This window comes from Clostridium aciditolerans (assembly GCF_016316925.1).
Lineage (GTDB): Bacteria > Bacillota > Clostridia > Clostridiales > Clostridiaceae > Clostridium_AM > Clostridium_AM aciditolerans.
This window is the reverse complement of the sequence record NZ_JAEEGB010000026.1, coordinates 269257-291161: the sequence shown is the minus strand read 5'-3', so window position 1 is coordinate 291161 and position 21905 is coordinate 269257. Positions and strand designations below refer to the sequence as shown.

The 21905-nt window shown below is 32.6% G+C and carries 19 protein-coding genes, 1 pseudogene and 1 riboswitch; of the genes and pseudogenes, 12 read left to right on the top strand and 8 right to left on the bottom strand.

The features are described 5' to 3' along the window. Positions 1-82 precede the first annotated feature (82 nt). Positions 83-1459, bottom strand: coding sequence for an MATE family efflux transporter (locus I6U51_RS18080; protein WP_211143956.1), 1377 nt, complete (start codon positions 1457-1459; stop codon positions 83-85). A 40-nt stretch (positions 1460-1499) separates the two neighbouring features. Then, complete coding sequence (locus tag I6U51_RS18075; RefSeq protein ID WP_211143955.1) at positions 1500-1664, bottom strand: hypothetical protein; 165 nt, start codon at positions 1662-1664, stop codon at positions 1500-1502. A gap of 186 nt (positions 1665-1850) precedes the next feature. Between I6U51_RS18075 and I6U51_RS18070 the strand changes: the two genes are divergently transcribed. Then, the gene (locus I6U51_RS18070; protein ID WP_211143954.1) at positions 1851-2717 is read left to right on the top strand and encodes a LysR family transcriptional regulator; all 867 of its coding nucleotides are present in this window, start codon (positions 1851-1853) and stop codon (positions 2715-2717) included. Between the two features lie 31 nt (positions 2718-2748). Here I6U51_RS18070 and I6U51_RS18065 read toward each other — a convergent pair whose 3' ends face one another. After that, positions 2749-3696 (bottom strand): helix-turn-helix transcriptional regulator, encoded by a 948-nt coding sequence (locus tag I6U51_RS18065; protein ID WP_211143953.1) that lies wholly within the window; start codon positions 3694-3696, stop codon positions 2749-2751. A gap of 128 nt (positions 3697-3824) precedes the next feature. Between I6U51_RS18065 and I6U51_RS18060 the strand changes: the two genes are divergently transcribed. The 5 genes from I6U51_RS18060 (at position 3825) to I6U51_RS18040 (ending at position 9411) form a co-directional block, all read left to right on the top strand. Beyond that, complete coding sequence (locus I6U51_RS18060) at positions 3825-4349, top strand: dihydrofolate reductase family protein (protein WP_211143952.1); 525 nt, start codon at positions 3825-3827, stop codon at positions 4347-4349. A gap of 274 nt (positions 4350-4623) precedes the next feature. Next, positions 4624-5796, top strand: a complete 1173-nt coding sequence (locus I6U51_RS18055; protein WP_211143951.1) for an NAD(P)-dependent malic enzyme — start codon at positions 4624-4626, stop codon at positions 5794-5796. Between the two features lie 30 nt (positions 5797-5826). Then, complete coding sequence (locus I6U51_RS18050; RefSeq protein ID WP_211143950.1) at positions 5827-6798, top strand: 2-keto-3-deoxygluconate permease; 972 nt, start codon at positions 5827-5829, stop codon at positions 6796-6798. A 298-nt stretch (positions 6799-7096) separates the two neighbouring features. After that, a complete protein-coding gene (locus I6U51_RS18045; RefSeq protein ID WP_211143949.1) occupies positions 7097-8695 on the top strand; it encodes an ATP-binding protein in 1599 nt (532 codons plus the stop codon). Positions 8696-8736: 41 nt separating this feature from the next. Further along, positions 8737-9411 carry a response regulator gene (locus I6U51_RS18040; RefSeq protein WP_211143948.1) on the top strand — a complete coding sequence of 225 codons (675 nt, stop codon included), beginning with the start codon at positions 8737-8739 and terminating at the stop codon, positions 9409-9411. Between the two features lie 84 nt (positions 9412-9495). On the opposite strand, the gene I6U51_RS18035 is transcribed toward I6U51_RS18040, so the two are convergent. From I6U51_RS18035 to I6U51_RS25445, 3 genes and pseudogenes are all read right to left on the bottom strand, one after another. Continuing rightward, positions 9496-10119: a lactate utilization protein gene (locus I6U51_RS18035; protein ID WP_211143947.1), complete on the bottom strand. Its 624-nt coding sequence runs from the start codon at positions 10117-10119 to the stop codon at positions 9496-9498. A 220-nt stretch (positions 10120-10339) separates the two neighbouring features. Continuing rightward, positions 10340-10858, bottom strand: coding sequence for a CDP-diacylglycerol--serine O-phosphatidyltransferase (pssA, locus tag I6U51_RS18030; protein ID WP_246517464.1), 519 nt, complete (start codon positions 10856-10858; stop codon positions 10340-10342). Between the two features lie 33 nt (positions 10859-10891). Continuing rightward, positions 10892-11053, bottom strand: a pseudogene (locus I6U51_RS25445) (VTT domain-containing protein); the annotation flags it as partial. A 614-nt stretch (positions 11054-11667) separates the two neighbouring features. On the opposite strand from I6U51_RS25445, the gene I6U51_RS18025 reads away from it, so the two are divergent. From I6U51_RS18025 to I6U51_RS18005, 5 genes are all read left to right on the top strand, one after another. Further along, on the top strand, positions 11668-14043 hold the full coding sequence (locus tag I6U51_RS18025) for an NPCBM/NEW2 domain-containing protein (protein WP_211143945.1): 2376 nt from the start codon (positions 11668-11670) through the stop codon (positions 14041-14043). Between the two features lie 227 nt (positions 14044-14270). Then, a complete protein-coding gene (locus I6U51_RS18020; RefSeq protein ID WP_211143984.1) occupies positions 14271-15446 on the top strand; it encodes a hypothetical protein in 1176 nt (391 codons plus the stop codon). 334 nt (positions 15447-15780) lie between these two features. After that, positions 15781-16746 carry a tRNA dihydrouridine synthase gene (locus tag I6U51_RS18015; RefSeq protein WP_211143944.1) on the top strand — a complete coding sequence of 322 codons (966 nt, stop codon included), beginning with the start codon at positions 15781-15783 and terminating at the stop codon, positions 16744-16746. 55 nt (positions 16747-16801) lie between these two features. After that, positions 16802-16897: riboswitch (purine riboswitch) on the top strand. Positions 16898-16985: 88 nt separating this feature from the next. Then, positions 16986-18296 (top strand): amidohydrolase, encoded by a 1311-nt coding sequence (locus I6U51_RS18010; RefSeq protein ID WP_211143943.1) that lies wholly within the window; start codon positions 16986-16988, stop codon positions 18294-18296. Positions 18297-18599: 303 nt separating this feature from the next. Continuing rightward, a complete protein-coding gene (locus I6U51_RS18005; protein ID WP_211143942.1) occupies positions 18600-20219 on the top strand; it encodes an alkaline phosphatase in 1620 nt (539 codons plus the stop codon). Positions 20220-20459: 240 nt separating this feature from the next. On the opposite strand, the gene I6U51_RS18000 is transcribed toward I6U51_RS18005, so the two are convergent. Both I6U51_RS18000 and I6U51_RS17995 read right to left on the bottom strand, forming a co-directional pair. After that, positions 20460-20762, bottom strand: coding sequence for a hypothetical protein (locus I6U51_RS18000; protein ID WP_211143941.1), 303 nt, complete (start codon positions 20760-20762; stop codon positions 20460-20462). Positions 20763-20796: 34 nt separating this feature from the next. Then, the gene (locus tag I6U51_RS17995) at positions 20797-21288 is read right to left on the bottom strand and encodes a GNAT family N-acetyltransferase (protein WP_211143940.1); all 492 of its coding nucleotides are present in this window, start codon (positions 21286-21288) and stop codon (positions 20797-20799) included. Between the two features lie 245 nt (positions 21289-21533). Here I6U51_RS17995 and I6U51_RS17990 point away from each other — a divergent pair, with 245 nt between their 5' ends. Next, positions 21534-21896: a BlaI/MecI/CopY family transcriptional regulator gene (locus tag I6U51_RS17990; RefSeq protein WP_211143939.1), complete on the top strand. Its 363-nt coding sequence runs from the start codon at positions 21534-21536 to the stop codon at positions 21894-21896. Positions 21897-21905 lie beyond the last annotated feature (9 nt).

Here is a 21905-nt window from a genome sequence, read left to right as displayed (position 1 = left end):
TAATTGCTCAATGATATATTCAAAGCCATATTTTCTATAATCATCCCAGAATTTCTTACGGCTTTTTGGAAACTTTATAGGTTCACTTAAACGTTGTTGTTCTGCACTTTAAAGCACAATGTGGCAAATTCAATTGTGTGATTTCCTTAAAATATTTTTTACAGGCCAAACCTTCGTAGATAATCATTAAAATCCAACCAATAGCTATGGCATAGCACACGCTTAAAATCCCTAAATAAGGTGCAAGAATATAGGATAATGCAACTCTAACCAAGATTTGCATGAGGGTTGCAATAAATGTTATACGTAGCTTACCAACACCTCTGAATAAGCCTTGAAATATATTACAAAATCCTGAAAGTACATAGAAAATGGACATTAATTTTAAATATCTAACGCCTATTAATATAACTTCTCTTTCAGGACCGGAAATAAATAAATTCATAATTCTTTCTGCTCCACAAAACACAATGAGGGCAGTAGTAACGCTATATGCAGTGATTATAATATTACTTTTCTTATAGCCGTCAATTATTCTGTCCAGCTTTCCACGCCCCTTGTTTTGGGCAGAATAGGTAGCAACAGATGCAGAAAAACTATCGCCAGGTGCCAACACGAATGAATCAACTCTTGTTACAGAGTTGTAGGCAGCTATGGCATTTATTCCAAAAGAATTAACAACACCTTGAACCAATAGCCTTCCAATATACAAACAAGTCTGCTGCAGTGCTGTCACCCAACTGTACTGCATAGTTAGTCTTACTAGTGACTTGTCTATAACCAATTCTTTTCGATTAAGTCTTATCAGTGGAATTTTAATATAAACGTATACTATGCATAATATAGATGATACACCTTGTGCAATTACTGTTGCAATAGCCGAACCTGCTACACCCAACTTAAAAACTATGATAAGGATGATACATAAAATCCCATTAAGCAAACAAGAAACAATTAAGAAAATTAGAGGAGTTTTTGAATCTCCTATGGCTCTAAGTGCAGATGAGTAATAATTATATAGAAATGAAAAGATTAGTCCTCCAAATATTATTTTTAAGAATACATCAGCATCATTTAAGATCTCTTTAGGGGTTCCGGTTATTATAAGAACCCATCTAGATAGGAGTATACAGGCAACAGATAATATTATAGTAAAAATTATTCCTACAATTAAAGCTGTAGAAACTTCCTTCTTTAAGATTTTATATTCTCCTGACCCAAAAAGTTGGGACATAAGTATGGAGGTACCCATGCAAATGCCAAATATGAAGAAAAGAGCTATTGACATAATGGGATTTGAAACACCTACTGCTGCCAATGCATTCTTCCCAATAAATCTTCCTACGATTATGGCATCTGTCGTATTATAAAGTTGCTGAAATATATTGCCTAGTACCATAGGAATAGCAAAAGTTATCAATATTTTTGATGAACTTCCTTCAGTCATGTTACCTTTCATGGATTAACCCTCCAACATATTACATAGCTTTGTTATATAATTATTTTTTAATATTGCCAATGCCTGAGCCTGTGCAGAACCATGAAATGAACTCTGTATCAGTTATTTTATTTTCCATTTTAGCTATATCAATTGCCTTTGAAATACTACAGTCCTTCACTAGGCAGATTTTTTCTACTTTTTTTATGAAATCCCTTTTTGTCATTGTATATTCCCCCGTAAAATTATAATAAAATCATTACATAACTAAGGTTAATCTTAAACATCTTTTGACTTTGTTTTCTATCTCATGTATGATTATAACAAAGAATAATATATACAAAAAATACGTATATATTATTATACTTATACAAAAATATGTATAAATCGAGCCTGTGGAGTGAGTAATTTTATGGATATCAAGCAACTCAATTATTTTCTTGCAATTGTTGAAGAAGGAAATATAACTAAAGCAGCTGAAAGATTGCATATAGCCCAACCGCATCTCACACAACAACTGAAACTTATTGAAGATGAATTAAAGGTTAAATTGATAGAAAGAAGTACTCGTAAATTTCAGATAACTGATGCAGGGAAAAAATTATGGCATAGATCTAAACAGATGATAGAATTAATGGAATCAACAGTTAAAGAATTAAAGGATTTTAATGAAGGGTTGGAAGGAACCCTATCAATCGGAACTATATCCTCTTCTGGAGATATACTTTTGCCGCAGCGAATATGCAGTTTTAATAAAAAATATCCAAATATAAATTTTGAAATACGAGAAGGAAGTACAAGTGAAATATTAGAGCTACTAAAAAGCGGACTAATAGAAATTGGAATTATACGAACCCCTTTGAACTCAGAAATTTATGAATCAATAAGTTTGCCTAGTGAACCAATGGTAGCTGCCACTAGTGATAGTACCTATTGGGAGAATAATGAAAAAACCATATATTTGAAGGATCTTGCAGATAAACCTCTTTTAGTGCACCGTAGATATGAAAAAGCGATAGTAGAATTATGTAGTCAGGCGGGATTCGAGCCAAGAATACTTTGCAAAATTGAGGATACTCGCTCAATACTGTTGCTGGCGAAAACGGGAATGGGGGTTGCCATCGTACCAAAGGATTGGATTGAACTTATCCCAAATGCAAAGTTAAGTTATAAGGAAATTAATGAACCCTCTTTAAACACAAGTACAACTATAATATGGATGAAAGATCAGTATTTATCTTCTATCGCTAAGCACTTTCTACGAACCTTTGAAGTGTAGGAAAGGCATTTAAAACTGTGCTGAATTATATTCAATATAAATCAATCACTTCTAATGCTCTTTTCTTAATTTCAGAGATAGCTTCGATAGGTTCAATAATTTCAATATCTTTACCATATCCAAAAGCAAATTCTATACCTTGTAACACAGAATCAAATTTTATATTGAGATAAATTTCATTTTCTCTAAATATAGTTTCACTTATAGTTATAAATGGCCTTTCTTTTATATGATTTAAGATACTAGGACTAACTTTAAAGGCAAAAGTATATTTAGGAATTAAATTTTTAAAATTATTAGTAGAATTTTTCCAATAGATTTTTAAATTAAAATCGTATGGCCTAACAAATGTGTCATTCATTAGTAAAGCAGATTCGATAGAAGTTACTTTATATGTTTTAATAATTTCATTATCTGCTGCGACTAAATACCAAACACCACGTTTGCAAACTAATCCAAGTGGATTTATCACTATTTCCTTTGTTTCATCTACTTTCCTATATAATAACTTTAACGATTTGGAATTCCATACAGCATTTTGTAATATAGAAAGAATATCTATATCTAGGCTAATGTTAGGCTCATTCCAGGTATACATATCTATATAAATATAATTTTGAATATTTTCTAATTCTTCTATTTGGTTATGTGAAGAATTTCCTAAAATTTTAAGCATTGTAGAATATTTAAGATCTTCAATGCCTAAATCCTCAAAAATTTTATCACCAGTTGGAATTAATAAAGAGAAAAGTTCCTTTTTATTTATTCCTGTAAGGGAAGTTTTATAGTCTCCTAGAAGCTTTATCCCGCCATTTATACCTTTATCAGCAATTATAGGTACTCCAATACCGCTGAGAATATCGATATCCCTATAAATAGTTCTTACAGAAACCTCAAGTTTTTTTGATAATTCGGAAGCAGTCAATTTTTTATGCATTTGTAATAACATTAATATAGAAATTAATCTATCTGCTCTCATAACTTTCCTCCTATTATATGACACTAGATGTCAACTATTATAGTCTATAATTAATTATGTATCAAACAATAATAATTATAAATTATGCAAAACCTAAAAATATTTTAGATAATAAGGAGGAATTTAATATGAAAAGAAAAATAATTTTAAATTTAGCAATAAGTCTTGATGGATATATAGCGTCAGAAGATGGCGGATTCGATTGGATAGTTGGAGATGGAGATGATACATTAAACACTAAAAATAAATTTGATTTTGGTAAATTTCTAGAAGACATAGATATAGTAGTTATGGGTAAAAATTGCTATGATCAAAAGATGCATGATGATTTTAAAAATAAAAAGGTATATATAGCAACATCACAACAAATTCAAGATAAAGACAATCTGCACTTTATTAGTGGTGATATATGTAAGGTAATTGAGGAAGAAAAAGAAAAGGATGGCAAGAATATATACTTATTTGGTGGTGGAGTTGTTGTAGATAGCTTTATAAAGGCTGATATTATTGATGAATATATAATAGGAGTAATTCCTATAATATTAGGAAAAGGTAGACCTTTATTTTTAGAAAATAATCCAACAATAAAACTACATCTAAAAGAGTATGCTGTAGATAATGGTATTACAATTTTAAAATATATAAAAAGGTAAACTTAATATGAATACCTTACACCAATAAACCCCTCGACAGCGATGTCGAGGGGTCTTTTCGTGCTCAGAATTGCTATAAGGAACAAACCTACCATGAGAATGAGCTAAATTTACGGAGAAACAGGCGTTAAAAATGTAACAAAGTATTTTTAATGACCATAATTTATTTTTAAAGTTCAAAATATTTTAATAATCAAAGGTTGATGATATCATTTACACATAGCAACAAACGATTACAAAATTTGATATAAAAAACGAAGGGGCGGTATTAAAATTGAATTATTTTGAGGAAAGTTTAAAATTACATGAACAGAATATAGGAAAAATAGAGATAAAATCAAAAGTAAAGGTAGAAACAAGAGATGATTTAAGTTTAGCTTATACTCCTGGAGTTGCAGAACCATGCAGAAAGATTCATGAGAATGAAGAAAACGTGTACAAGTATACTTCAAAAGGAAATATAGTTGCAGTAGTTACAGATGGAACAGCAGTATTGGGACTTGGGGATATAGGACCTAAGGCTGGATTGCCAGTTATGGAAGGTAAAGCAATCTTATTTAAAGAGTTTGCAAATGTAGATGCCTTTCCAATATGCCTAGATACAAAAAATGTGGACGAGATAGTGAAAACTGTAAAGCTTATAGCGCCAGGATTTGGTGGAATTAATCTAGAAGATATTGGAGCTCCAAGATGCTTTGAAGTTGAAGAAAGATTAAAGAAAGAGCTTGATATACCTGTATTCCACGATGACCAACATGGAACTGCAATAGTTGTTCTTGCAGGAGTAATAAATGCTTTAAAAGTAGTTAATAAAAAAATGGAAGAAATAAAGGTTGTTATAAATGGTGCAGGAGCTGCAGGAACTGCTATAGCAAAACTATTACTTTCTTCAGGAGTAAAAAATCTAATTGCATGTGATAAGGTTGGTATTCTTTACAGAGGAATAGAAAATGTAGATGATGCTAAAAAGGAACTTGCAAAGGTAACTAATCCAGATAACATTAAAGGAACTTTAGCTGACGCATTAGTAGGTGCAGATGTATTTATAGGGGTTTCAGCACCAGGAATAGTAAGTCAAGATATGGTAAAAGCAATGAATAAGGATTCTATACTATTCGCTATGGCAAACCCAACTCCAGAAATAATGCCGAATGAAGCAAAAGCAGCAGGGGCAAGAGTAATAGGTACAGGACGTTCAGATTTTCCAAACCAAGTTAATAACGTGCTAGCTTTCCCAGGAATATTCAGAGGGGCATTAGATGTTAGAGCAAAAGAAATTAATGAAGAAATGAAGATAGCAGCAGCTTATGCTATAGCAAATAGCATTAGTGATGAAGATCTAAATGAAGATAACGTAATTCCAAGTGCATTAGACAAAAAAGTAGCTGCAAATGTAGCAGAAGAAATTAAAAAAGCAGCTAGAGCAACTGGTGTAGCGAGATTATAAAAACTATTTGAAAATAATGGAGGGATAAAAATGCAAATTCCAATTAAGAAAACGCTCGATAAAATTCCAGGCGGTATGATGGTTGTTCCACTTTTCTTAGGTGTATTAGTTAATACATTTTGTCCACAGTTTCTAAAAATTGGTGGATTTACAACGGCATTATTTGATGCAAAAGCATCATCAACAATTTTGGCTTGTTTTATGTTTTTGATTGGTTCACAAATCAATTTTAAATTAGCGCCAAAAGCAATAAAAAAAGGTGCAATATTAATATCAGGAAAATTTATAGTAGGTGCTGGTATCGGTATATTTGTAGGAAAAGTTTTTGGTCCTGCTGGGGTGCTGGGTTTATCACCACTTGCTATCCTTGCAGCATTAACAAATTGTAATGGCGGATTATATGCATCACTTGCTTCACAATATGGTGATGAAACTGATGTAGGTGCTTATGCTTTATTGTCTTTAAAAGATGGTCCATTCTTTACATTAGTTGCTTTAGGTGCATCAGGACTTGCTCAAGTTCCTTTTAAGGCACTTGTAGCAGTAATGATTCCAATAGTAATAGGTATGATTTTAGGAAATGTTGACCCTGATATGAGAAAGTTCCTTGGAAGTAGTAAAATGTTATTAATCCCATTCTTCTCCTTCCCATTAGGTGCAGGAATGAACCTTGAAACTATTGTAAAAGCTGGAGGTCCTGGTATATTATTAGGAGTAATAGCTGCCTTCACTGGAATAGGAGCTTATATACTTCTGAAATTATTTAAAGAAGAGCCTATAATTGGCCTAGCAACAGGATCAACTGCAGGAAATGCTGTAGCGACGCCAGCGGCTGTTGCAGCAGCAGACCCAACATTAGCTGTTGTAGCAACAGTAGCTACTGCACAAGTTGCAGCAGCATGTGTAGTATCTGCTATCCTTTGTCCGTTTATTGTTACTTATACATTTAAATTACTTAGTAAGAATAAAGCAAAAAAATTAAATAATGAAGTTGTTGCATGATAAGAAATTTAAAATTTTAATATGGGGTAGTCTATCATATAAATAAAGTAAAGCAAACTTATGAATAATAAATTTAGCCTATGGGTAAGGTTAAATAAGATATAGTTAGATAGATATTAAATTAAACACGGAAAAAATAGAAGACAATAATGAGAGAAGTGCTATATAATAGGATTGAAGTACCTATTCCTATATTAATCCTTCTATCTATATTAATGGTCTTCTATGATTCCGTGTTTTTTTAAGCTTTTAAGCAGAGAGCCAAAATCTTTCATTTAATAAAGTTGAGGTGGTAGATATGAAAAAAGCAATGAAGCTGCAAACAAAGCTTACCTTATTGATTATTACAGTAGTGTTTGTTTCTATATCTATAATCATTTTCTTTGTCGCCTCATGGATGACTGAAAATATTGAAAGCAAGGCTAGAACTAATATTATGAATGTGGCTGAGATGGTAGCACATTCTAGAGAGATAGTAGATGCGCTGGAGGCTAAGGATCCAAAAGGGCAGATTGGACCTTATGTTAATATGCAGCTTAAGAATTTAGAACAAGTTGAGTATATAATTGTAGCGGACATGGAGGAAGTTAGATATTCTCATCCTAATCCTGAAATGATAGGTAAAAGGTTTGTAGGAGGAGATGAGTATAGAGTACTTCAAAAGGGAGAAACATATATATCCGAGGCTACAGGGACTCTCGGAAAATCCTTGAGAGCTTTTACTCCAATATATGATACAGAAAATAAGAGAGAAATAGGTTTTGTTTCTGTAGGTACACTTACCCACAGCATTGAAACAGCTAAGCATACAGCTATTTTATATATAATTTTAATTGGTTTTGGTGGGCTCACAGCAGGTATAATAGGAGCATTTTTATTAGCCAATAACATAAAGAACACTTTGCTAGGACTTGAACCTGAGGAAATAACAAAGCTTTATAATGAAAAGATGGGAATTCTTCATGCTATCCATGAAGGGTTGATAGCTGTTGATCATAGAGGTAGAATTACTCTTGTAAATGATTCAGCCTTAAATATATTACATCTTAAAAATAGGGTTAATAAGAAGGATATTATAGGGAAGAATGTAGAAGATGTTATTCCAAATACCCGTATGGTTAATGTGTTAGAAACAGGGGAATCTGAATTTGAAAAAGAGCAGAGGATAAATAATACCATAATAATGACTAATAGAATTCCTATAATGAATAGAGGGAAAGTTGTAGGAGCTATTGCTAGCTTTAGAGATAAAACAGAGGTGACCAAAATGGCAGAAGAGCTCACAGGTGTTAAAAAAATGGCCTGGTCCTTAAGAGCTCAAAATCATGAATTTATGAATAAGCTTCATACTATTTCAGGGCTTATACAGCTTGAAGAGTACGATGAAGCTCTACAGTTTATATCAGATATAGCTAAAAGTAGAAATAATATAAGCAATATTTTAACGGAAAATATAAAGGACTCTTCCGTATCAGCTCTGCTGCTATCAAAATATAACAAAGCTGAGGAATGTAGAGTTAAGTTAAAAATAGATGAAAATTCAAAACTTACAAAGTTACCAGAGTATATGACCCCTGAAGAAATTGTATCAGTTTTAGGCAATTTAATAGAGAATTCTTTAGACGAAGTTAAAAATGATGGCACTGGATTAATATATGTAAAAATAGTTGAAGGTGAGAATTTTTTAAATATAATAGTTAAGGATAATGGTGGTGGAATTCCAGTAGAATACAGGGAAAAAATATATGAACAAGGTTTCTCAACGAAGGATGGGCAACGTGGACATGGTATGTATATTGTTAAGAAAATAATTGATGATTTTAACGGCACAATAAACTTAGATGATGTAGATGAAGGTGCTCATTGGAATATAATTATACCAATGACAAGGAAGTAAAAGCTCTAAATGGGCTTTTACGGGTGAAAGGAGGAAAAAGCTTGATTAAAGTAATGATTGTTGAAGATGATCCTATGGTTAGAGAAATAAATTCTAAATTTTTAAAAAGGGTAGAAGGATTTACTTTATATAAAGCAGTTTCTAATCTTGATGATGCAAAAAAATTTATATCTATTAAAAAGCCAGATTTAATATTGCTGGATGTGTATCTTCCTAAAGAAAACGGGATTGATTTCTTAAAATGGATAAGAGGACAAGAGATAGATATAGATATTATTTTAATTACAGCAGATAAAACTATTGAAAGAGTACAGGAAGCTTTTAGATATGGAGTTGTAGATTATCTTATAAAGCCTTTTAATTTTGAAAGATTTAAAGAATCACTTACTCAATTTAAGGATAGGTATTATCAATTTAGAAAGAATGATGTAATTGAACAAAAGGAGTTAGATAAACTAATATCTAGTTCTAATGCTTCCCAAAACGAAGATGATTTTGCTAAGGGGCTTAATAAATATACCTATAGATCTATATGGGATGAAATAGAAAAAGGTAATTATGAGGAGTTTACAGCAGAGGATTTAGCAGAAAAATTAGGGATAGCAAGGGTGACAGTTAGAAGATATCTCGAGTATATGGAGAAAGAAAATAAAATAGTTAAGTTAGTGGAATACGGTAAAGTAGGTAGACCACAGCATAAATATCACAAAATTTAATATAGGATTTCAAATTAGAAAATTGACTTACACCCCGGACTGAAGCTTGGAAACATAGTCCGGGGTGTAAGTCAATTTTCGGCCTTAAAAACCTAAAGATTCTCCAACAAGTATTACTTTAATTCGGTCTTTAGTCATGGACATGCTAGTAATTACAAGTTGACTGCATGCACCTTCAGCTGCTTTGGAAAGTTCGTCAAAAGAAGAATAGTCCTGGTTAAATATTAACATGGTAATTGGTGCAGCATAGCTTTTAGCACGAAGTATAGCCGCATCTAAATTCGGCGCTACTTTATTGAGTCCTGCTATCACTATTACATTCTTCGGGCCGAAGATAAGTGAACCTACCCTGTTGCCATATCCATCTATATTCACCAGCTCACCGGTAGCAGATATAGCATTAGAGCTCATTAAATAGTAGTCTGCGCTTAATGCCTGATGTGCAACTTTATCCTTTGCTTTAGCGCCTTGTGGGGCATTCGGATCTAAGAAATTGTACTCCCCATTTTTTAATGCAACCTGCAAACCAATTTCACGAAGGGTTGCAGAACCTCCGCAAGAAACCACACTGTCTTTAGGTATCATCTCAAGAACTTTTTTAAGTGCATCCTCTTTTGTTTCACAATAAAATCCTTCCATATTACGTTTTTTCAATTCCACCATTAGCTTCTGCGCTAATAAGGCATTATAGCATTTTTTAGGCTCCATAGTATCCCTCCCATAAACTTGAATATAATAAAACATAATCTAGTTTTTAAAGAATAACAAAATATTATGATTATTATATTTTAGCAATAGGATACAAAAATAAAAAGTCTATAATCTCTATTATGCATATGTTATAATTAAAGTAGGGAGAGAATTCTATTACCTTTTGATTTTGTTAAATCTATAGTATATTTAGTATATTTAACACCACCCAAAGCATCTATATCTTTTTTAATTTAAATTTTGAGACCATAAGATAAGCAAGAAGCGCAAATAAAACAATTGATAGAAGTATAGAAATACTATTGCTAGGTGTAGTTAATGAAAATAATGCAATAATAGAACCTGCAACTGTTATCGGCACTCCAGTAAAAATGCCATCAAACTGGCTTACATTATATTTTGCCAATCTATAAGAACCACTCATAATATATGACAATAGAAAACAACCACCAACTATTCCTATATAACCTAAATTAAGAAAGTTATACTTAATAAATACTAATAAAGCTGGTGCTACTCCAAAGGAAACTAAATCAGCTAAGGAATCTAGTTCCTTTCCTAAATCACTAGATATATCTAAAAATCTGGCAATTCTACCATCGTATCTATCTATTAAAGCTGCAGTAATTATGAATATAGCAGCTAAAAAGTAATTCTGCTCAAAGGCTTCAAGTATTGAAAGAATTCCTAAAATAAATGATACTAGGGCTATGAGCGATATTATTATTGTTGACATATAATTACCATAATGAAGATTGGAGCCAATACTTACAGACGCTAAAAGCCAAGGAAATCTACTAACGAGTAAAATTCCAAAAAACCTTAATGGATTTATAGGTGTTAATCCTGCAACATATATTAAAAAATCTTTAGGTAGTCCAGGAACTAGGAAAATGATGAATAAAATAGTAGAAAATTTTTTGCTGTCCATGGCATAAGGAGGAAATTGTTATTACAAAAACGGAAAATACCTTTTCTGTTCAGATTAGCTTTGCTATAAAACAAGGAATCTTTGTAAGTAGGGGTGCAACAAGACTTACCTCCACCAAATAGAGAATTAGAATTTGATACAATAGAAAGCCCTTGATTTCAGGGGCTTTTCGCGTTTTTTGAAGAAAAGTGAGTTTGAATTTTTGAGTTTTAAAGATTAAATTTATAGATTTTTATGTTAGACATGCACACCCCTAGAGCTTTTTGATAGAGAGATGTGCATTTTTAATATGGTTATATTTTGTATCCAGCAACTTGTTTTTCATAAGGTGGTACACTTTGCTTTTATTTATGCAGTATTATTTATTGAATGAATATTCTGTTGAGAATGATTGAAAAATATGGTAATATAAGTAATTAGAAAGCGCTTTCTGAAAGCTTAAGAAGGGAGATGCTAACTCAGCAGAAAATTGTTATATATGATGATATATGCCTAGTTAGCATGTATGAGACAGATTATTTTTCCCGTGAAAGATATAGAGATGAGTCAGTGGGATGATTTATCACGTATTTAGAGTTAGAACCTTAAGGAATAAATAATTTGGAGGTAATCTTATGCGTAGGTTCAAAGTTTTTCTTTTGGTAATTGTATTTACATTTGCCCAATTTATCTCGACAGGTGTAATGAGCAAGACCGTTATAGCTGCAAGTCCATTAAATGATGGACTAGCTCCTACTCCACCTATGGGATGGAACAGCTGGAATAAGTTTGGAGGCGATATAGACCAGTGGAAGATTATGCATATGGCGGACGCTATGGTGGAGAATGGCATGAAAGATGCAGGCTACGAGTATATAAACATAGACGATAACTGGATGGCTAAAACAAGGGATCAAAATGGCGATTTTGTTCCCGACCCCACAAGATTTCCTGACGGAATCAAGGCTGTTGCAGATTATGTACACAGCAAAGGTTTAAAGCTTGGGATTTACTCATCTAACGGTGCAAGAACCTGTATGGGGCTTCCTGGAAGCCAGGGCTATGAGGATAAGGATGCCAAAAAATTTGCAGAATGGGGAGTAGATTATTTAAAGTATGACTTCTGCTTTAATGCAAGATCAAGCACATATGCACCTGATATCGATAAGATTGTTTTATCAGATGGAATCAACAGGACAACATATGAAGCTGAATCCTCCAACAATACGCTTACCGGAAATGCAATTTTAGTTGGCTCGAAGGTTGGATATATAGGCAATAACTCTGGAGAGTTAATATTTAATAAAATTACCGTACCTGCAGCAGGTGATTATACTTTAACTGTTTATTATTATAACGGTGATCCTAGCAGGAATCTGTTTGTAAGTGTGAACGGAGGTACCGGCGAAAAATACAGCATACCTTCCTCAAGCGGCTGGGGTACTGTAGCTGATTATGCTATTAAAGTTACTTTAAAGCAAGGTGAAAATATTATAAAGTTTTACAACCCAGAAGATGGTGCCACCATTTCAGCACAACAGTACGGAGTGATGAGAGATGCATTAAAGGCCACAGGGCGTCCTATAGTTTTCAGTATTTGTGAATGGGGAGCTAATAAGCCTTGGTTATGGGGACCTTCAGTAGGACACCTTTGGCGTACAACCGGCGATATAGTCGACAGCTGGGACAGTATGACAAGTATAATGGATCAAAATTCTGTACTTGCACAATATGCAGGACCGGGACATTGGAATGATCCCGATATGCTTGAAGTTGGGAATGGCGGTATGACTGATACAGAGTACCGTGCACATTTTAGTTTATGGAGCATGATGGCTGCTCCCCTCATTGCAGGCAACGATATAACCAACATGTCGGATTCTACAAAGGAAATCCTTCTGAACAAAGAAATCATTGCAATTGATCAGGATCGGTTAGGAATACAGGGAAGTAAAATACGCGATGACGGTGACTACGAAGTATGGGTTAAGCCACTGGCTAACGGAGATAAGGCCCTATTGTTTTTTAATCGAAGCCAGGCATCAAAAACAATGAGTTTAGATATAAAAGATCTTGGCTTAAAGAAGGCTCCTGCATATATCGTGCGTGACCTATGGGCTCATAGTGAAAGTGCTGCAAAAAATCAAATTAGTGCAGTTGTGCCGTCACATGGAGTAGCCATGTTTAGAGTTCGCCCCGGCACTCCAGATATGGCTCAGCCGGCAACAGATTTTACAATAACTTATGACAACGATGTTGTAGCAGGTCAAAAAAGCAAGGTTACTGTTAAGTTTACTAATAATGGCAGAACAGCTATAGAGAAAGTAGCAATAAATTTACAGTGCCCTGAGGGATGGGATGTTAATGCTGCTTCAGCAACCACATTTAATAATCTTCCTCCAGGAAGGTCAATTACTACTGCGTGGGATATTACAGTACCTGGTGATGCAAATCTTAGCTTATATGACATAGTAGCAAAGGGCACCTTTCTTTATGGTGATCAGCAGCTCCAGGGACAAAAGCAATTAAAAAGCCAGATTAAAGTACTACCAGTTCCCCCATCAATGGACAGCTATCTTAGCGATATTCATTGGCTTGAATCAACGAACGGATGGGGACCTGTGGAAAAAGATATGAGTAATGGAGGATCGGCTTCAGGAGATGGAAAGATTATAACCATAAATGGTACAACTTATGAAAAAGGACTTGGGACTCATGCAGAATCAGCAATATCCTACTATATTGGAGGAAAGTTTTCCAAATTTATTGCCGATGTAGGAATTGATGATGAAGTTGGAAACAATGGTTCTGTAGCATTTCAAGTTTGGGCGGATGATAAGAAGATCTATGACAGCGAAGTGCTATATGGCAGTTCACCTGTAAAGCACGTGGATGTTGATATAAACGGAGCAAAAATTCTCAAGCTTGTTGTAACTAATGGCGGAGACAATATAGATTATGACCATGCCGACTGGGCCGGCGCTAAGATAATTTATAATACCAGCAAGTAATAAATTAATCCGTTGTGCTAGTACATTTACTAGTACAACGGATTAATTACTGCAAAAAAGGTTGGAAAGACCCTATTAGCGTGAGTAAACTTGCTCTACTAGGAGTATTGACCACGAAGCCCCCACTTCAACGAAGTAAATGGGGAGTAGTTCACGTTTGACACAAATACCTGTCTACTTTATAATTTAATTGCAAAATGACAAAAAGTAAGGAAGCGAAAATTAATATGATAAGCATTATTAAAACTGCAATTATAACTATAGTAATATCATTTATATCTGGGTTACTGTTAGAGTATTACAAAAATTTAGCACCTAAAATCCTATGTAATATAGGAAATGGTATACCTATAGGAATGAATAACAAAAAAATTTGTACATACATTATTACTGTTAGAAACATATCAAATAAAACAATTCATGAGCTAACTCTACATGCACAAAGCTCACAAAATAACTTGAAGATTGCAGATGCCAAAATAACAAAAGGTTTAAAATTTGATTCTTCAGTAAAAGATAACATTTTAGATGTCTATATACCTTTTTTAAGTAAGGATGATGAATTTTCAGTTACATTATATGCAGAAAATCAATATGGAGTGCATAATAAGCCTGTTGTTATAATTAGATCACCTGAAAACTTTAAGCAGGTAGATTCTGTAGAACAAAAGGGAGTACTATCATCATTGTTTAATACACCTAAAAATATAAATGAGGTAATCTCCAAGATAATGAAAAAACCCGAAACAATAGTTCCTAATAAAAAAGGTGATTTTACAACGGTTATGAATAAGGCATCAGGCTCTGAAAAAACAATAAATAAAGAAAATATAGAAATACTACATAGAAATAAGAAACCTAGTAAGAATAAAAAGGCAATGATAATCAGTGTATCGATTATTTTAGTTATGATTACTGGGGTTTTAGGAAAATTTTACTTCAAAGGGATATCTGCTAATGCACAAAATTCCAGTGTAAAAACTAACCTTCACAAACAGTCTACTGATACAACAGGATCAGAAGGTGGAACAACTAAAAATACAGGTGTAAAATCATCAACAGATGGAACAACTAAAAATACAGACACAAAGACATCGACGGATGGAACAACTAAAAATACAGATGCAAATACGTCAACAGGTGGAACAACTAAAAATACAGATACAAATACATCGACAAATGGAACAACTAAAAATACGGATACAAATACATCAACAGATGGAACAACTAAAAATGCAGATAAAAATACATCAACAGGTGGAACGACTAAAAATACAGATGCAAATACATCAACAGATGGAACAAGTAAAAATACAGATACAAGTACATCAACAGGTGGAACAACTAAAAGTGCAGATACAAATACATCAACAGGTGGAACAACGGTCAATACAGGTAACTAATGCATCAATGTTTCTTTAAAATATTGTAAGCATCAAAGATTTGACCTATGGAATCAAGAAATAGGATCTGTTTGAAAATTTATATCATAGTGGGGTTCGCCCATTATGCTTCGCCTCAACCATTGAAATCCACGATAGAAATGTCGTGGATTTTTGTTGTTTTATTGTCATAAGTGAACTGTAAAATTCTTCTTTAAGCTTTATCATTTTCCAGTATATTTATCATTACGAGGGGGAAGGGCTTAATATTTATCAAACATTAATTAATATTAAGTAGATAAGAAAAAAGAAGGCTGATATAATGTTTTTAGAATATTTATAAAGGAGTTATTAAATGAAATACTATTTAGCACCAATGGAAGGAATTACGGGATTCATATATAGAAATTCTTATGAAAAATTTTTTAGTAATATTGATAAATACTTTACACCTTTTATTGTTCCAAATAACAGTACAAGCCTCAAAACTAAAGAATTAAGAGATGTTTTGCCTGAGAATAATAAAGGAATGAATATAGTGCCTCAAATACTTACTAACGATTCAGAAGGTTTTATTACTACTTCTGCAAAATTACAACAATTAGGTTATAACGAGGTTAATTTAAATCTAGGATGTCCTTCTGGAACGGTTGTTTCAAAAAATAGAGGATCAGGATTTCTAGCTAAAAGAGAAGAACTAGATATGTTTTTAGATGAAATATTTAAAATAGATGATATGAAAATTTCTATAAAAACTAGAATAGGGAAAGATAGTCCAGAAGAATTTTATGAGTTAATAAAAATTTACAATAAATATCCTATAGAAGAATTAATTATTCATCCTAGAACACAAAAAGATTTTTATGGAAACAAACCTAATTTAGAGGTGTTTAAAGATGCATTATCTTTAAGTACTAATCCAGTATGTTATAATGGCGATATTTTTACGGTTGAAGATAATGATAAATTAATTAAAGCTTTTCCAGAACTAAAAACAGTAATGCTGGGAAGAGGTATACTAGCCAATCCCGGGTTATTGGATTCCATAAAAAACAATACTAATTTAGATAAAAAAGTTTTAAAAGATTTTCATGATGAAATTTTAAATACATACATAGAAGTATATAATGAAGAGAAAAATGCAATATTTAGAATGAAAGAACTGTGGGGATATATGATTTGCATTTTCTCAGATAATAAAAAATATGCTAAAAAAATAAAGAAGTCACAAAAGTTAAGTGATTATAATGCAGCTGTCTTAAGTTTATTTACGGAACAGGAAATCATAGAAGGGGCTGGATTATTTTACAATCAATATTAAATTCAATAGATGTATTTGAAAAAGATATGTATGTAATGTATAATTAATTTAAATTTCAATATAGTTAAATTTGACTTATATAAGTTCATAATTGGTTGAACGTTTCTACCAACTACCATAATAGTTGATTATAAGTTAATTCTTTTGATGGAGTTAACTTATAATCAACCATTATGGTAGTTTTTTGTGTGCATTAAAAGTGCTATTATTTAAGAAAAATGGTAAAATAGGAGGATTTTATGTTAATTAAGAATATTACACTAATAGATGAAAATTATGATGTTATAAAAGATACTAATATAGTTATAGAAGAAAATATAATAAGCTATATAGGTAAAGAAATGCCAGAAAAATATACTGGTTATATTTATGATGGAAAGAATAAGGTTGCAGCTCCAGGATTTATTAATACACATTGTCATGTATCAATGACATTAATCAGAGGATATGGGGAAGGCCTACCACTTGATAGGTGGTTAAGTGAAAAAATATGGCCATTTGAATCATTTCTTACAGATGAAGATTGCTATTATGGAGCATTATTAGGAATTTCAGAAATGCTTAAAAGTGGAGTAGTATCTTTTAATGATATGTATTTCAATTTAGAAGGAATATCAAAAGCTATTTATGAAACAGGAATTAAAGCTAATCTGTCATATGGTTATGCTGATATTGAAGGCAGAAAAGATTATTTTAATGGAAATGCTTATAAAGAAACAACAATGTTAAATGAGTATATAAAAAATATTAATACTGACAGAATCAAAGCTGATGTTTCAATTCATGCTGTATATACTTCTTGTGAAGATTCAGTTAGAAAAATTTCTGAATATTGTAATGGCACAGATATGAATATGCATATTCATTTATCTGAAACAGAACTGGAAATAAAAGAATGTAAAAAAAGATTTGGGTTGACTCCAGTAGAATATTTTTTAAATTGCGGAACTTTCAAAAGTAATACAATAGCAGCACATTGTGTTCATCTTGAAGATGATGATTTTGATATACTTAAAGAAAATAATGTTACAGTAGCTCATTGTCCAAGCAGTAATTTAAAACTTGGAAGTGGGATAGCTCCTTTAAAATCTATGTTGGAACATGAAATAAATGTAACTATTGGAACAGATGGTGCAGCAAGTAATAATAATTTAAATATGATAGAAGAGGTTAATCTTGCGGCTTTATTACATAAAGGAATTAATCAAGATCCATTACTTTTAAGTACAAAAGAAATTATGAAAATTTCCTCTTTAAATGGTGCTAGAGCTCAAGGTAGAAAAGACTGTGGATCAATAAAGGTGGGAAATAGAGCAGACATTGTAATTTACGATTTTGACAAACCTCATATGCAGCCTGTACATGATGTTTTAGCAAATTTAATTTATTCTGCACAATCAGATGATATATGTCTTACTATAATAGATGGAAATATAGTATATAAAGATGGGATCTTTACAAATATAGATATGGAAAAAGTTTATTACAATGTAAATAGGATAAAAAATGAAAAATTAAAAATGGTAAATCAACTATCAAGTGAATCTTAGAAGAACTTATCCAGGCCTGTAGCAGCGCTTATCCCCCAGTTAAGCAGAGAGCCTAAATCTGTGATTTAGTGCGAATCGCTTACTCCTTCGACAATAGGAGAAGGAGTTTCATGCAAAGATGGGGGTGTTAGCAATGGTAGCGATCGGATAAAAAGAAAGAGTTTTACGATTTGTAATTTATAGCCCCAATATCTTGTGTCTTTCAATTTATTAATTCTAATAAGCTAGGATTTCATTAGCGTAATTATTAATAATATGTCGGCATATAAATTAGTGTACAAGATATTTAAGGGGGGACTGCTTATGTTCAAGCTTCATCAAGTTAAGATGAAGAAATCAGTCATTGCACTTCTATGTGCCATGCTAATGATTTTGGGGCAAATGTCTTTTAGCTCCAATAATAGTGTACAAGCGAAAAATAATGGTACGGCTAAAAATGTTATTATGCTTATACCGGATGGTACTAGTATAGAGGCTATAACTATAGCTAGGTGGTACAATGGTGGCAAACCACTTGCAATGGATGAGATAGCAGTAGGTCTTACAAGAACATATTGGGATAATGGACCTATAACTGACTCTGCACCAGGTGGAACTGCTTATTCAATAGGTTATAAAACTGATGATAAGCACGTTGGAGTATTACCTGATGATAAGCCAGCAGCAACCTTGCTTGAGGCTGCTAAATTAGCAGGAAAAGCTACAGGCGCAGTTGTTACTTGCGAAATGATGCATGCAACTCCTGCAGATTTTACTGCTCATGATCCAGACAGAAACAATTATAATTCACTTATGAAACAACAGATTTACAATGGTATGGATGTAATGCTGGGTGGAGGAGATGTGTTTTTTACACCAGCTGCTGATGGAAAAAGAAAAGATGGAAAGGATTTAAGGGAGACAATAAAAAGTCTTGGTTATAACTATGTAACTACTAAAGAAGGAATGATGAAATCGAATTCTCCAAAACTATGGGGAGCATTTGCACCAAAGGATTTAAAATATGATGTTGACCGTAAAACTACTAATTCAGATCAACCTAGTCTTGCAGAAATGACTAAGAAAGCTATAGAAGTATTATCAAAGGATAATGATGGTTTTGTTCTTTTGGTAGAAGGAAGTAAAGTAGATTGGGCAGCTCATGCTAATGATCCTACGGGACTTGCTGGAGATATTGTAGCTTTTGATGAAGCTGTAAAGGTGGCATTGGATTTTGCTAAGAAAGATGGTAATACTGTTGTAGTGTCTTCTGCTGACCATGGCACTGGCGGACCTACTGTAGGCGGTATAAATAGTAATTACTCAAGTGTAACTTTTAAGGAAAGTATCGATAATCTTAAATCGGCAAAAGCATCTTTAGACTTAGCAAAGGAATTATTAAATGGAGCAGATGATGCAAAAATTAAAATAGTTTTGAAGGATTATTATGGTATAGAGAACCTTACAAATGATGAAATAGAACTTATCAAGAAAGGTTCTGTTAATAAGGTAGTGAGCAATAGAGCCAATATATGCTGGGCTTACGGAGGACACGTAGGTGGAGATGTAGCTTTATTTAATTATGCTCCAGTTGGTGTTGAAAAACTTCAAGGTGTAGTTGAAAACACTGACGTAGGAAAATATATGGCTAGAGTTTTGGGACTTAATCTTGACCAGACAACTAAGAGACTATTTGTAAATGCAAAGGAGGCCTTCCAGGAGGCTGGAGCAAAGGTAACGATAGATGCTACAGACACAGATAATCCAGTGATTAAGGTAACAAAGGGAAACAAAACACTTGAACTCTTTGGTTACACTAATATAGCAAAGTTAAATGGAAAAGAAATCAAGCTTGAAGGCGTAACGGTATGCAATAAGACCAAGGATGGTTATAGTATTGATAGTTCTTATGTATCAAAGCAGGCTGTAGAGCTCATAAAGTAGTTAGTTTTTAAAAAATATGTAAAAAAAGTTAAGAGAAAAGTTTAAAGGCGAGATATAGCGGATTTTACCAACCGTCCCTCGTCTTCACCAACGAAATCCTCGATCGCCTGTAAGTATGAAATAAGGTTTTAATTTTTAACAAAAAGACTTGTGGCTAAAGTTATCTGAAGTTGTCACAAGTCTTTTTTATTTGACTAGATTAGAACTAAATACGTAACATTTTTCTTAAATTAATATAGTTTATTTAAACTTTAGTTTTACTAATTGATTCTGTAAGTATATATAAATTGTGTCCTCTGTAATTGAAATCTTATCAATATTCTTTAAACTAATATAAATTCCATGAAAGTCATAGTAATTTCTTTCACCATTTTTACTTATTAGCCTAAGCGTTCTTCCATGAGGCTCATCTAATAGCTCATAATCAAACTGGTCAATACAGTAAACTGTGTCAAGCTCATATGCATTTACTATAGCTATCAGATTGGAATTCTTTATATTATCTAGTATTTTAAAAACATTATCTAATGTAATTTGCTTCATAACTTCTATCCCCTCTTTATAGTAGTGATGGTTTCTATATTTTCATGCTTAATATTTCTCCTGGTAAGCCATCTATTTCACATATTTTATCTGAGACAAATCCATTATTAATCAAAATTTTTCTAGAAGGAATATTATTAGGGTCTATAATCGCAGTAATTCTGTTTAATTGTTTTTCTTCTTTTGCTTTTTTAACCAGAAGTCTAGCAACTTCATTACCAATCCCTTTACCCCAATACTCAGGCAATAACATATATCCAAGCTCTGCTTTTTTAGAATTCATTTCTTCAACTTTTAATTTACCTAAACCAATAAAATTATTAGTTTTTAATTCGAGTACTTTGAAACTGCCAAAGGACTTATGTAATTCATTGTTATTCAAAAGATAATTATAATTTCCTCTCGCTTCATCTAAAGGAATTGCTCGTTCAGTAATCATTGCCATTACCTCTTCACTGCCAACTAATTTATAATATTTATCAAAATCCTCAGCAGCAAATTTTTCTAAATATACTTTTTCCCTCATTATTCTCTTTACCCCCATTTAGTAGTGATTATAGTATATCATAATTTTAAGAATTATGTAAAAATGACTGGGGGTGAGATTTACACATCTAATTTCAGCTTTATATAGATTCGGTAAATAAATTTGACCACTATAGGGAAACTAACTTTCGGTCTTATAATCCTATATAGAACTTGACACAATTGGTCTATAGTAATAGACTATTAATAAGTGAATTTGTAATTATAGACCATTGGAGGTATATAATGGATAGATTTAATCTTTGCGAAAGTGAATGCCGTTTTGCAAACATTGTTTGGGAAAATGAGCCATTAGGCTCGGGAGAACTTGTAAAGCTTTGCAACGAAGAGCTTGGATGGAAGAAATCTACAACCTATACAGTCTTAAAAAAACTATGCCAGAGAGAAATATTAAGGAATCAAGACTCCATTGTTACTGCTATTGTAAAAAGGGAACAAGTGCAGAAATTTGAGAGTGAGCAGTTTTTAGAAAAAAACTTTGGTGGATCACTGCCTCAATTTATTGCAAGCTTTATGAGTGGCAAAAAGCTGTCAAAGACTGATGCTGAGGAATTGAAGAAGCTCATTGATAGCTATAAGGAGGAGTAATGATGGAGC